The organism is Amycolatopsis sp. NPDC049868, assembly GCF_044461365.1.
GTDB lineage: Bacteria > Actinomycetota > Actinomycetes > Mycobacteriales > Pseudonocardiaceae > Amycolatopsis.
Genome location: NZ_JBITKV010000008.1, coordinates 352,666 through 365,566, shown reverse-complemented (window position 1 = coordinate 365,566; position 12,901 = coordinate 352,666). Strand labels below are relative to the sequence as shown.

Genomic DNA, 12,901 nt, shown 5'->3' with positions numbered 1-12,901 from the left:
CTAAATGCGGCTGGCGAAGTAGCCGGCCGCCATGTCCTCGTCGCCGTGTCCGGCCTCGGACGCGCGCGCGAAGCGGGCTCGCCCGGCCTCGACCACGTCCATCCGGACGCCCGCGCGGGCCGCGGCCTCCAGCACCAGCCGGGCATCCTTTTCCGCGTTGTCGACCGAGAAGGCGGTGGTGTAGTCGTTCTTGAGGATCGCGGCGGATTTGGCCTGGAAGTAGCCGTTGTCCATCGGGCCGCCGGTGACGACGTCGACGAAGTGCCGCGGGTCGACACCGAGCCCTTCGGCCAGCGCCAGCGCCTCGCCGACGCCGTGGGTCAGCGCGATCACCCACGTGTTCAGCACCAGTTTGAGCCTGCTCGCCGCGCCGGTCCGGCCGTCTTCGCCGACCCACAGGGTGCGCTTGCCGATCGCGTCGAACAGCGGCTGGACGGTCTCACGCGTGTCGGCCGCGCCCGCCGCCAGCACGATCAGCTGCCCCAGCTCGGCGGGCTGGCGGGTGCCCTGCACCGGCGCGTCGACGAAGACGAGACCCTGCTCGTCGGCGTACGCGGCGAGTTCGTCGACGGCGTCGCCGACGGTGCTGAGCTGCACCCAGATCGTGCCCGCGGCGGGGGCGGCCGCGCGGATCGCCTCCAGCACCGCTTGGCCGTCCGTGAGGACGGTGATCACGACCGGCGCGCCTTCGACGGCTTCCGCGGCGCTCCCGGCGACCTCGACACCATGCTCGGCGAGGGCTTCGGCCTTGGCGGCGGTGCGGTTCCAGGCCCGGACCGTGAACCCGGCCTCGCTCAGGTTGCGCGCGACCGGGGCGCCGATGATCCCGGTGCCGAGCACCGCGACGGTCTTCGTCATGAGTTGCCTGCTCCTCGCCGATAGTGGAATGTTCGTTAAAGAACGAGATCGAAGGAAATCCGTGCGAGCGCGGGGGTTCTGTCACGAAACCTGGAACATCACAACGCCTGGATGGTGGTTTCGACTACTTGGGTGAGCGCCTGCCGGTCCGCGGTCTTGCCCAAGACCCGCAGGCCGTACATCGCGGCGAGGGTGAACCGTGCCAACGCCCGCGGATCGCCGCCGATCTCGCCCTGCTGCCGCGCGGCGGCGAACTCGGCGTGGAACGCGTTCTCCACCCGCTCGAAGTTGTGGCGGACACGGGCGGTGACCTCGTCGTCGATGCCGCCGAGTTCGAGGGCGGCGTTGACCGCCAGGCAGCCGCGATGCGCGGCGGAGGAGTCCAGCTCGTCGTCGACGACGTCCATCAGGACACGTCTGATCCGCGCCCGGATGGTCCCCGGCGCGGCCAGCATCTCCTCGACCCGGGTGGCGGACGTTTCCTCGTAGCGCCGAAGCGCCTGGCTGAACAGCTGTTGCTTGCCCGAGAACGTGTTGTACAGGCTGCCCCGCCCGAGCCCGGTGCCGTCGACCAGGTCCTGGGCCGACGTGGCGGCGTATCCCTTGCGCCAGAACGTGCCGACCGCGGCGTCGAGCACCTCGGTGGGATCGAAACCCTTGGGGCGGGGCATGTCGTCCAGCATCCCACGTTCTGTAACGATCAGTCAAATACCGGTCAATGCTCCGCCAGCAGGGAGCCGAAACCCCGCACGCGATCGGCGACACCGTTCTGCCGCAGTGCGTGCCAGTACAGGACGACGTTGTTCGAGAGGACCGGTTTGCCGAGCCAGAACTCGGCGGCCGCCGCGAGCCGCGCCATGGCGACGTTGGTGCCGACCTGGACGATGGCCTCGACGTCGGCGTGGTCGACCTCCTTGACCGCGTCACGGAGCGCGGTCTCGGGGATGTGGGAGATCTTGGCCGGGCTGGGCATGCCGAGACCGTGGACGCGCAGCAGGTCGTAACCGTTGTCGCCGAAGAAACGGCGCACCGGATCGTCGCCGACCGGCAGGTACGGCGTGATGACCGCGATCCGGCGGACGCCGTGCGCCGCGAGCGCGGCGTTGATCGCGTCCGGGCTCATCGTCACCGGGCGGCCGCCCGCGGCCTCCCGCATCGCGAGGAGCACCCGGCCGTGCGCCCCCGTTCCCTCCCAATGACTTTCCGGCGAGACCCCGATGATCACGCAGTCGGGGTCGCAGCCGACGACACCGCGGATCGCCGGCCGCGTCGACCGCCGGATCCCGTGCATGACGTGCTCGAACCCGGGTTCGTCGACCATCGGGTCGTCGTCGATCACCATCCTGCCGGTGTGGTTGGTGACCCCGTCGGGGCGCAGCGCGTCCAGTTCCGGCTGCGCCGAGGTGTTGGTGGACGGCACGACGACGCCTACCTTGAGGCGGGGACCGAGGGAGTCGGGCACTGGCGCTTCTCCTTAACTCAGCCGGGCACGGATCGCCGAGACCAGTTCGGCGACCCCGCTCTCCTTGAGGACGCTGTAGTGATCGCCTTCGAGCGTGACCACCTCCGGAGGCGTGGCCGAGTACCCGGAGCTGTTCTCGACGAACGAGTAGTCGTCGCCGTCGGCCTTGAACAGCGTCACCCTGGCCGCGATCTTCCGCCGCGCGAGTTCACGGAAGGTGTAGTCGAACTCGTAGGTCTCCTCCACGATCCGGACGATCCGCCGGATCAACTGCTCACCGAGCGCGGGCAGCAGCTTCGCCACGAAGGCCACGAAGCCGTCTTCGTCGCGGACCGTTTCCCGGCAGGCCACCGTTTCCGGCCCGGAGATCGACCCGAGGAAAACCGACAGCAGGATCGTCAGGTAAGCCGGGTTCGGGTAGCTCGCCACCCGCTCCCCGCCGCCCCCGACCTCGGGATTGCCCGGGCAGATCAGCAGCAGGTCGGCCACCCGCTGCCCCTGCTGTTCCAGCTGCCACGCCGTTTCGAAGGCCACGCGCGCGCCGAACGAGTAGCCCCACAGCGTGTACGGTCCCTCCGGCTGGACGCGCCGGATCTCGGCGACGTCGGCCCTCGCCATCTCCTCGACGGTGGCGTAAGGCGTCTCGCCGACGTTGATCCCGTGGGCCTGCACGCCGTAGAAAGGCCGGCCGAGGCCGCTTTCCGAGGCCAGCGACCGCAGGTTCATCGGATAGCCACCGAGGCCTGGCCAGCAGAACACCGGGAGACCACCGCCGGTCGCCAAGGGGACCAGCCGTGACGACGGCGAGGTGGAATCCTCGCCGATGCGGGCGGCCAGGTCGGCCAGCTTCGGGCATTCGAAGACGACCTGCAGCGGCAGCCGGGTGCCGTACTCGCGATTGATCCGGTTCACCAGGGAGACCGCGGTCAGCGAGTTGCCGCCGGAGGCGAAGAAGTCGTCGCGCGCCGAGACGTCGTCGTAGTTCAGCGCCTTGCCCCACACCCCGGCCAGCCACCGTTCATGGCTCGTCGAAGGCGCGACATACGGCGCGCCTCCGCTCGCGGAGCGGACGGCGCCGGTCTCCGCCAGCGCGTGCGCGTCGACCTTCCCGTTGGCGGTCAACGGCAACGCGTCCAGCACCAGCACCCGGTTCGGGATCATGTAGTCGGGCAGGGTGGTCGCGAGTTCGTCGCGGATGATCTCCGCCGGGCCTTTCATGTGCACGGCGTCTTCGCGCATTCCCTCGCTGCGCACCTGCTCCGGGCTCACCTTTCCGCCGAGGAAGAAGTACGACGGTCCCGAGGCGATCCCCTGCCCGGCGAGGATGTCGTCGATCCGCCGGGCGGCGGGCAGTGGGTGGCCGCTCTTCGAGCTGTAGCCCGAGGACATGAAACCGAATCCCGCATCGTTGCGCTGCAAGTGGTGCAGCTTCGCGCCGAGACCGATGTACGCCAGCCGCTCGTCGGCGGTGCGGCTCACCGCGGTGATACCGAAGGCCGCGCGTCCGTACACCTGCTGGTTGATCGCGATCACGTGCCTGGCCTCGATCAGGTCGCCGGAGACGCGTTCGAAGTCCCCGTCGCGCCAGCGGTAGGTGCCGGCGGGCAGGCCATCGACGCGGCCCGGATGCGCTTGGACGAACAGTTCGATGTCGGCAGGCCGGGGCACCCCGTCATCGGCCTGCAAGGAGAACGTGCCGAGGTAGTGGTCTTCGGCGGCGGCACCGGCCCGCGCGGCGACGGCGGGATCGGACGCCGCCGGGCTGATCGTGAGGCCGTATCCGGGCAGGATCTCCTCGAACACCCCGACCATATGCCCCGTCTCGAACTCGAGGACCTCGCGGATGTTGTTCTTGTAGACCGGTTCGATGGCGCCGGTGCGGCCGATGAAGTGCACCGAGTGCCCGGTGCTCGTGCTCGCGCCGATCCGGACCAGCGTGTGGTCGATGGGGTGGTAGTAGTACAGCCCGGCGCCGAGACCGTCGAGACCGCTGGTCTCCAGGTACAGCTGCGTCGCATACAGCGCGCCCGGCGAGGCGTACGCGTACTTCGGCAGCAGCCGCTCGTCGCTGCGGAACCGGCCGAACCACCGCAACAGCTCACCCAGTTCGGCGAAGGTGAGCTCGCCGGGTTCGCGCGAGTACGTGCTGACCGGCACTGGCCTCAGGAGCGCGGCGAGGTCGTCGCGGGTGACCGCGCCGCCCTCGTAGTGGCGATAGGTCTTGCGAGCGAAGACTTCCCGCCGCTGAAGACCGGTTTCGCGGTTGCCCGGCAACGCGACGGCGGGGCGATCCGCGAGGTCACGGACGCCGGGATTCGCCAGCTGTGCCTTGACCTGCAGCTTGCTGGCCTTCGACTGATGGTGCCCGCCGTGGTTGCCCTGATCCATCACCGCGGCTTCGCGCGGATTCAGCTCCACGCAGGCGACGAGCGCCTTCGAGCCGGTCCGCGCGTCGTCGGTCACCACCGCCGCGGCCCGGCGCACCCACGTGTGCTCCTCGATCGCCACCGCGATCTCGTCCAGCTCGACGCGGTAGCCGCGCAGCTTGACCTGGTTGTCGGCACGGCCGACGAACTGAAGGGTGCCGTCCGGGTTCCACTGGACGAGGTCGCCGGTCCGGTACAGCCGACCGGTCGGCACGAACGGGTTCGGCACGAACTTCTCGGACGTCTGCTCCGGCCGGTTCAGGTAGCCCCGCGCGAGCTGCACACCGCCGATGTACAGCTCGCCCGTCTCCCCGATGTCGACCGGGGACAAGCCTGCGTCGAGCACGAAGCACTGGGTGTTGTCGACCGGCACGCCGATCGGGACCGTTCCGGCACGCTCGTCGATCGTGCCAGGGTCGACGACGTGGGCGGTCGCGTTGATAGTGCACTCGGTCGGCCCGTAGAGGTTGATCAGCCGTGCCGACGGCAGCTCACGGGCGAGGTCCTTGGCCAGCCGCCGGGAGAGCGCCTCGCCTCCGGAGAACAGTTTCCGCAGCGTGGTGCAGGTCGCGAAGCGCTCGGTGTCGAGCAACGCCTGCAGCAGCGTCGGGACACCTTGCAAAGTCGTGACGCCGTGCTTCACCACCGTGTCGATCAGGGCTTCGGGGTCCCGGAAACTTCCCGGCGCGCTCATCACCACGCGGGCGCCGGCGGCGGGCGCCAGGATCTCCCATTGCGCGGCGTCGAAGCTCATCGGCGTCTTCTGCAGCACCGTGACGTCCGGGTCCAGGTGACCGCAGGCCCGCAGCCAGCTCAGCTGCGACACGACACTGTGGTGCTCGATCATCACGCCCTTCGGTTTCCCGGTGCTGCCGGAGGTGTAGATGACGTACGCGAGCGAGTCCGGCCGGGGACCACGCGGTACGTCGGTCGCTCCGGAGTCGGTCACCGAGACGATCCGCGTCCCGGCGGGCACCAGCCCGGCCAGGCGTCCGGCGAGATGCGGCTGTGTGACGACGACGCCGGTGCCGCTGTCTTCGAGCATGTACCGCAGCCGGTCTTCCGGATATTCCGGGGACAACGGCAGATAAGCGGCGCCGGAGGCGAGAATGCCCCACGCGCCGGCCATCAGCTCCAGGGACGGCTCGACATGCAGGCCGACGGTGTCGTCCACACCGATCCCGAGGCCGGCGAGACGCGCGGCGAGTTCCGTGCTCGCTTCTTCGAGTCCGCGAAAGGTCAATTCCCGGTCGCCGTCCACGACGGCGACCGCCTCCGGCCGCGTATTCGCCCAGTGCCAGAGCAGATCCGTGAGGCAGCCGCCGGAACGGACACGATGCAGCGGTGCGAGATTGTCGGTCGATGGCATGGTCGTCCCCCAGTGCGAATTCCGTGGTTTTCGTTTCCTTGCCACAGGAGTGACGCACTCTTCGCGAGATACCGGCCGATAAACGAGAACGCCCGGCCGTCCCTTCTTTGCCACCCTTTGGGGCGACCGCACTCTTCGGGCACTCGATTCCGCCAGAATCGAAAGCATGATTCCCACTTTCGTCTTCGTGCACGGTTCGGGAAGTTCGGCACACGCCTGGACGGCCACTCAGCGGGAAATGGCGTCGCGCGGGCATCGGACACTCGCGGTCGATCTCCCCGGCAGGGGCGCGGGATTCACCAGGGCCTATCACGAGCAGGACCTCGAAACCTTCGCGGCCGAGCCGTCGGCGATGAGCGGCCTGACCGCGGACGACTTCGTCCGGCCGGTCGTCGAAGCGGTCCAGCGGGTGCGTCACCACGGTCCGGTCGTCCTGGTCGCGCACAGTTTCGGCGGGCTCCCGGTGACCGCCGCCGCCAACGCGATCCCCGAACTGATCGACCGCGTCGTCTACATCGCCGCCCAGTGCCCGGTGGACCGCGCGCCCAGCGAGTACCCGGCACTGGCCGCGTGGTCGTCGTCGGATCTCTTCCCCGCGACAGCACCGCTTCTCGTCGGCGACCCGTCGCGGCAGGGGTTCATCCGGGTCAATTGGCGTGGCGCCGACCGCGCCCAGCGCGACGCGCTGCGGAAGGCCATCTCCGGCGAACTCACCGAGGAGGAGTTCCTCCAGGTCGTCGTCACGAGCCAGCCGGACGAGGTGTTCTGGCTGACCGGGCAGGAGTGGGATCGACGCGCCGACAAGGACTCCTGGGGCCGGATCCCGCGCACGTTCGTCAGGCTGACCGAAGACCGGTCGATGCCGCTCGCCGCGCAGGACGTCTACATCGCCGAGGGCGACGCGCTCACCCCGGACAACCCGTTCGACGTCCACGACCTCGCAAGCAGCCACGCCGGATTCTTCCGGCGGCCCGCCGGCCTGGCCGCGATCCTCGACTGTCTCAGCGTCCGAGCAGGCGCCGGATCTCGGTGACGGCCGCCCGCCCGGCCCGGTTCGCGCCGACGGTGCTGGCGGACGGGCCGTAGCCGACCAGGTGCAGCCGCGGTTCGGCGACGACGCGGGTGCCGTCCATCCGGATCCCGCCCCCGGCGGCGCGCAGGTGCAGCGGCGCCAGATGGTCGATCGCGGCGCGGAACCCGGTGGCCCACAGGATGACGTCGGCCGGCTCGAAGGTGCCGTCCGCCCACTCCACGCCGTCCGGCGTGATCCGGTGGAACATCGGGCGGCGGTCGAGGATGCCGGCGTCCAGCCCCGCGCGCACTTCGGGGGTCACGGCCAGATCGGTCACGCTGACGACGCTCTCCGGCGGCAGGCCCTCGCGGACGCGACGGTCGACCTTCGCGACGGCCTCACGGCCCCAGTCCTCGCTGAACGGTTCGTCGCGCCATACCGGCGGGCGCCGGGTCACCCAGCGCGTCGAACGCGCGAACGGCGCGATCTCCAGCAGCAGCTGGACGGCCGACGAACCACCGCCGACCACGACGACCCGCTTCCCGCGGAAGGCCTCGACGCCGCTGTAGTCGGCGGTGTGCAGTTGGCGGCCCCGGAAGGTCTCCTGCCCGGGATAGTGCGGCCAGAACGGCCGGTCCCAGGTGCCGGTCGCGCTGATCACCGCACGCGCGGCCCAGGTTTCGGCCGCGCTCGCGACGACCAGCCGATCGTCCTCGGCACTCACCGACAGGACATCGACCGGACGATGGACCGGAAGGTCGTAGGTGCGTTCGAAGCGGCCGAAGTAGTCGGAGACGACGTCGGCGGCGGGCAGTTTCGGATCCGGGGTGCCGAAGGCCATGCCGGGAAGGTCGTAGAAGCCGTGCACCTTCTCCACGATCAGCGAAGGCCAGCGGTACTGCCACGCGCCGCCGGGCCGTTTGCCGTGGTCGAGCACGACGAAATCCGCCTCGTTGGCGAATCCCGCGCGGCGCAGGTGATACGCCGCCGACAGCCCGGCCTGGCCCGCCCCGATCACCGCCACGTCGACTTCGTGATCCGCCTTCATACCCGGTTCAACGGTGGCGGGCCCCGGCTATTTCCTTCTACGTCACTATGTCCGATGCGTCACAGCCCGCACGATCGCGACGATCAAGAGCACCCCGGCGAGGACCACCAGCACCGGAGCCACCCGTTTGGCCACGGATTCGCCCGCGTATTCCATCAGATCGATGGCTTCGCCCTCCGTCACCGGCTTGACCGCTTGCAACGGCGGGCGTTCCCGGGGCTTCTCCGGCTCGGGTGTGCCGAGCTTGCCGGACAGGCACTCCGCGAACGAATCGAGGATCTTGCCACCGACCTCGGAGATCATCCCTCGCCCGAACTGCGCCGGTTTACCGGTGACCGCCAGGTCGGTGGCGACGGCGCCGTGGGTGACGCCGTCCTTCTCGGTCAGGGTGAGCGTCACCGTCGCCGACGCCGTGCCCGCCCCTCGGGCGTCTTTCCCGGCGGCCTTGATCACCACCCTCTTCGCGTCGGCGTCCTTCTCGACGAAGTGGCCGGTTCCCTTGTAGAGCAGGGAGATCGGCCCGAGCTTGACCTTCACCGTGCCTTTGAAGGCGTCCCCGTCGACCTCGGTGACGGTGGCGCCGGGCATGCACGGCGCCACCCGTTCCGGGTCGACGACGGCCTTCCAGACCTCGCCGACCGGGGCGGGAACGGTGAATTCGTGGTCGAGCCGCACGGGCCGACCTCCCTTCTGCCTAGGAGCCCGCCGCGGCGAGGACCGCGCGGCCGGTCAGCACCCGCGCGAGGTGCTGCCGGTAGTCGACGTCGGAGTTGCCGTCGGCCGTGGGATTCGTGCCCTCGGCCGCGCGTTCGGCCGCACCGCGGATCGCCTCGGCGGTGGCCGCGCAGCCGACCAGTGCCTCCTCGACCCCGGCCGCCCGCACCGGGGTCGAGCCCATGTTGATGAGCGCGACCCGCGCCTCCTCGATGGTGCCCGCCTCGGTGCGGACACAGGCCGCGACCGCGACCATCGACCACGCCTGCGCGACCCGGTTGAACTTCTCGTAGTGGGCACGCCAGCCCGTGTGCTTCGGCACCCGGACCTCGACCAGCAGTTCGTCCGCGGCGAGCGCGGTGGTGAACATGTCCTGGAAGAAGTCCGCCGCGGCGACCGTCCGCCGCCCGCCCGGCCCGGCGACGACGAGTTCGCAGCCGAGCGCGAGCACGGGAGCCAGCAGGTCACCGGCGGGATCGGCGTGCGCGATGGCGCCGCCGAAGGTGCCGCGATGGCGGATCTGCGGATCGGCCACCGTGTCGGTGGCGGCCTTGAGCAACGCGGCGTGCTCGGCGACCATGGCGTCGCGCTGGACGTCGTAATGCGTGGTCATCGAGCCGATCACCAGCGCGTCGCCGTCCTCGCGCACGCCGCGCAGCTCGGCGATCTTCCCGAGGTCGACCAGCGTGGTCGGCGTGGCGAGCCGCATCCTCAGCACCGGCAGCAGGCTCTGCCCGCCCGCCAGCACCTTGGCGTCCTCACCGGCTTCGGCGAGCGCACTGATCGCTTCGTCCACTGTGGACGGGGCGACGTAGTCGAACGGGGCCGGGATCACTGGGCACCTCCGGTTGCGTCGATCGAGCCGAGACCGCCACCGGCTTCGGAGCCCAGCCCGCCCGCGGCGGCCGACCCGTACTGGATGGCGTGCCAGACCCGCATCGGGGTCAACGGCATTTCGATGTCGTTCACCCCGAAATGCCGGACGGCGTCGACCACGGCGTTGACCACCGCCGGGGTCGAGGCGATCGTGCCCGCCTCCCCGACTCCCTTGGCGCCCAACGGGTTCGTCGTCGACGGGGTCTCGGTGCGGTCGGTGGTGAAGCTGGGCAGATCCGCCGCCGACGGGAGCAGGTAGTCGGCGAAGGTCCCGGTGGTCAGGGTGCCGCCTTCGTCGTGGACGGCCTCTTCGAACAACGCCTGCGCGATGCCCTGCGCGAGCCCGCCGTGCACCTGGCCTTCGACGATCAGCGGATTCACCGCGACCCCGACGTCGTCGACGCAGACGTAGGAGCGCAACCGCACGCGTCCGGTTTCCGTGTCGACCTCGGCCGCGCAGAGATGCGTGCCGTGCGGGAAGGAGAAGTTCTCCGGATCGAACGTGTCCGACGAGTCCAGCGAGGGTTCGACGCCGTCCGGCAGGTTGTGCGCCGAGAACACGGCCCACGCGATGTCCTGGATGGACGTCGAGGAATCCGTGCCCTTGACCGAGAACTTGCCTGCCGAGAATTCGAGGTCGTCCTCGGCGCATTCCATCAGATGCGCCGCGATCGGCTTGGCCTTGGCGAGGACCTTGTCCGCCGCCTTGATCACCGCGATCCCGCCGACCACCAGCGACCGGGAGCCGTAGGTGTCCATGCCCTTGTGCGAAGACTGGGTGTCGCCGTGGATGACCTCGATGTCCTCGAACGGGACGCCGAGCTTGTCGGCGACGATCTGGCTCCACGCCGTCTCGTGGCCCTGGCCGTGCGCCGAGGCGCCGGTGATGACCTCGATCTTGCCGGTGGGCAGCACCCGGATCTCCGCGTGCTCCCAGCCGCCCGCCGCGTAGTCCAGCGAGCCGAGCACCCGCGACGGCGCGAGACCGCACATCTCGGTGAACGTCGAGATGCCGATGCCGAGCTGGACCGGGTCGCCCGATTCCCGCCGTTCCTTCTGTTCGCGCCGGAGGCCGTCGTAGTCGAAGAGCTGCTTGGCCTTGTCGGTGGCGGCCTCGTAGTTACCCGAGTCGTAGGTCAGCCCGGCCACCGTGGTGAACGGGAACTCCTCGTGCTTGATCCAGTTCTTCTCGCGGATCTCCATCGGGTCCATGCCCAGTTCGACGGCGAGCTCGTCCATCATCCGCTCGATCCCGAACGTGGCCTCCGGCCGCCCCGCGCCGCGGTACGCGTCGGTCAGCGTGGTGTTGGTGAACACGTTGGTGCAGGCGAAGTGGTACGCCGGGAACTTGTAGATCGCGTTGAACATGAACGCGCCGAGGATCGGCACGCCGGGGCCGACGAGGCCGAGATACGCGCCCATGTCGGCGAGCAGTTCGACCTTCAAGCCGGTCACCGTGCCGTCGCGGTTCGCGGTGATGGTGAGGTCCTGGATCTGGTCGCGGCCGTGGTGCGCGGCGACCATGGTCTCCGAACGGGACTCGTTCCACTTGACCGGTTTGCCGAGCCGCTGGGCGATGAGCGTCGACATCATCTCTTCGGGCAGCACGCCGATCTTGCCGCCGAACCCGCCGCCGACGTCCGGTGCGATCACCCGCACCTTGTGTTCGGGGAGGCCGAGGGTGGCCGCGGTCATCGTCTTGAGGATGTGCGGGATCTGGGTGGCCGACCACATGACCAGCTGATTGCCCGTCGGGTCCACGACGCACGCCCGCGGTTCCATGAACGCCGGCACCAGCCGCTGCTGACGGAACCGCCGCTTGAGCACGACCTCGGAATTCGAAATCGCGTCTTCGACGCTGGATCCGGTTCCCGCGTCCGCGGAATCGAAGACCCAGACCGCGTTCTGGTTGGTGCCGAGTTCCTCGTGCACCAGCGGCGCGCCCTCGGCGAGCGCGTTCTCCAGGCCGAGGACGACCGGAAGCTCGTCGTAGTCGACGTCGATCATTTCGAGCGCGTCGTGCGCTTCGGCCGACGTGCGGGCGACGACCACCGCGACCCCTTCACCGGCGAAGTTCACCGTGTCCGAAGCGAGGATGGGCCGCCTCGGCGACTTCATGTCCGGCGTGATCGGCCACGCGCACGGCATGCCGATGGCACCTTCGGGGTCGAGGTCCTTCCCGGTGAAGACCGCGACCACGCCCGGCGCGGATTTCGCCTCGGTGACGTCGATCGAGACGATCTTGGCGTGCGCGAACGGGCTGCGGAGCACCGCGAGGTGCAGCATGCCGGGCAGGGTCAGGTTGTCGGTCCAGCGGGTCCTGCCGGTGATGAGGCGCTCGTCCTCCTTGCGGCGGCGGGATTTCCCGACCTCCGGTTCGATCGTTGAGGTCATCACTCACCACCCGCGCCGACACGGGAGGCGGTGTCCGAAGCGAGCCGCTCGGCCTCGGGACCGGCGCCGGGCCGCATCTCGTGGGCGGCGTCGCGTACCGCGCGGACGATGTTCTGGTAACCCGTGCAGCGGCACAGGTTGCCTTCGAGGCCTTCGCGGACCGCCTTCTCGTCCGGATCGGGATTGTCGGCGAGCAGGTCGATCGACTGCATGATCATGCCGGGAGTGCAGAAACCGCACTGGAGCGCGTGATTCTCGTGGAAGGCCTTCTGCACCGGGTGGAGCTCGCCGTCGCGGGCGAGTCCCTCGATCGTGGTGACCTCGCAGCCGTCGGCCTGGACCGCGAGTACCGAACAGGATTTCACGCTGTGCCCGTCGAGGTGGACGGTGCAGGCGCCGCAGTTGCTGGTGTCGCAACCGACCACGGTGCCTACCTTCCCGAGCCGTTCGCGCAGATGATGCACGAGGAGGGTCCGGGGTTCGACGTCGTCTGTGTAGGTGGTGCCGTCGACGGTGACGGTGATGCGCATCAGGCCTCCAAAGCAAGAGAAACCCCGCGCTGGTCCGGGGTCGTTCGGGAGCGGCCGGTCATTCGGTTGTCACGGACCGACCCCGGTGCGACCGTGATCGGACTCACAGACGAGCGTGCTACTTCTGGTCGGCAGGGACAACCCCCGACAGGGGGTCACTCGCGAACGGATCCGCAGATGCGTTGTCAGCGAAAAGATTTCGGCGCAGATGC

Annotated in this window: 10 protein-coding genes; 1 reads left to right on the top strand and 9 read right to left on the bottom strand. The window is 69.4% G+C overall.

Annotation, left to right across the window (positions count from 1 at the left end; genetic code table 11):
* From ACIBTM_RS30795 to ACIBTM_RS30780, 4 genes are all read right to left on the bottom strand, one after another.
* Positions 1–888: an NAD(P)-dependent oxidoreductase gene (locus ACIBTM_RS30795; RefSeq protein ID WP_395880690.1), complete on the bottom strand. Its 888-nt coding sequence runs from the start codon at positions 886–888 to the stop codon at positions 1–3.
* Between the two features lie 68 nt (positions 889–956).
* The gene (locus ACIBTM_RS30790) at positions 957–1,529 is read right to left on the bottom strand and encodes a TetR/AcrR family transcriptional regulator (protein ID WP_395880646.1); all 573 of its coding nucleotides are present in this window, start codon (positions 1,527–1,529) and stop codon (positions 957–959) included.
* A 44-nt stretch (positions 1,530–1,573) separates the two neighbouring features.
* On the bottom strand, positions 1,574–2,320 hold the full coding sequence (locus ACIBTM_RS30785) for an arylmalonate decarboxylase (protein ID WP_395880645.1): 747 nt from the start codon (positions 2,318–2,320) through the stop codon (positions 1,574–1,576).
* Between the two features lie 12 nt (positions 2,321–2,332).
* Positions 2,333–6,115, bottom strand: coding sequence for an amino acid adenylation domain-containing protein (locus ACIBTM_RS30780; RefSeq protein WP_395880644.1), 3,783 nt, complete (start codon positions 6,113–6,115; stop codon positions 2,333–2,335).
* A 166-nt stretch (positions 6,116–6,281) separates the two neighbouring features.
* Here ACIBTM_RS30780 and ACIBTM_RS30775 point away from each other — a divergent pair, with 166 nt between their 5' ends.
* The gene (locus ACIBTM_RS30775) at positions 6,282–7,148 is read left to right on the top strand and encodes an alpha/beta hydrolase (protein WP_395880643.1); all 867 of its coding nucleotides are present in this window, start codon (positions 6,282–6,284) and stop codon (positions 7,146–7,148) included.
* Here the strand turns inward: ACIBTM_RS30775 and ACIBTM_RS30770 are convergent.
* Genes ACIBTM_RS30770 through ACIBTM_RS30750 form a run of 5 tightly spaced genes read right to left on the bottom strand, consistent with a single transcriptional unit; the run spans position 7,117 to position 12,689 of the window.
* Positions 7,117–8,175 (bottom strand): NAD(P)-binding domain-containing protein, encoded by a 1,059-nt coding sequence (locus ACIBTM_RS30770; RefSeq protein WP_395880642.1) that lies wholly within the window; start codon positions 8,173–8,175, stop codon positions 7,117–7,119. The genes ACIBTM_RS30775 and ACIBTM_RS30770 overlap by 32 nt on opposite strands.
* A 45-nt stretch (positions 8,176–8,220) precedes the next feature.
* The gene (locus tag ACIBTM_RS30765; protein ID WP_395880641.1) at positions 8,221–8,850 is read right to left on the bottom strand and encodes an SRPBCC family protein; all 630 of its coding nucleotides are present in this window, start codon (positions 8,848–8,850) and stop codon (positions 8,221–8,223) included.
* Positions 8,851–8,869: 19 nt separating this feature from the next.
* The gene (locus tag ACIBTM_RS30760) at positions 8,870–9,724 is read right to left on the bottom strand and encodes an FAD binding domain-containing protein (protein ID WP_395880640.1); all 855 of its coding nucleotides are present in this window, start codon (positions 9,722–9,724) and stop codon (positions 8,870–8,872) included.
* Entirely contained in the window at positions 9,721–12,159 is a 2,439-nt protein-coding gene (locus ACIBTM_RS30755) for a xanthine dehydrogenase family protein molybdopterin-binding subunit (protein ID WP_395880639.1), read from the bottom strand. The genes ACIBTM_RS30760 and ACIBTM_RS30755 overlap by 4 nt, the downstream gene beginning before the upstream one ends.
* Entirely contained in the window at positions 12,159–12,689 is a 531-nt protein-coding gene (locus ACIBTM_RS30750; protein WP_395880638.1) for a (2Fe-2S)-binding protein, read from the bottom strand. Before ACIBTM_RS30750 ends, ACIBTM_RS30755 begins: the two co-directional genes overlap by 1 nt.
* Positions 12,690–12,901 lie beyond the last annotated feature (212 nt).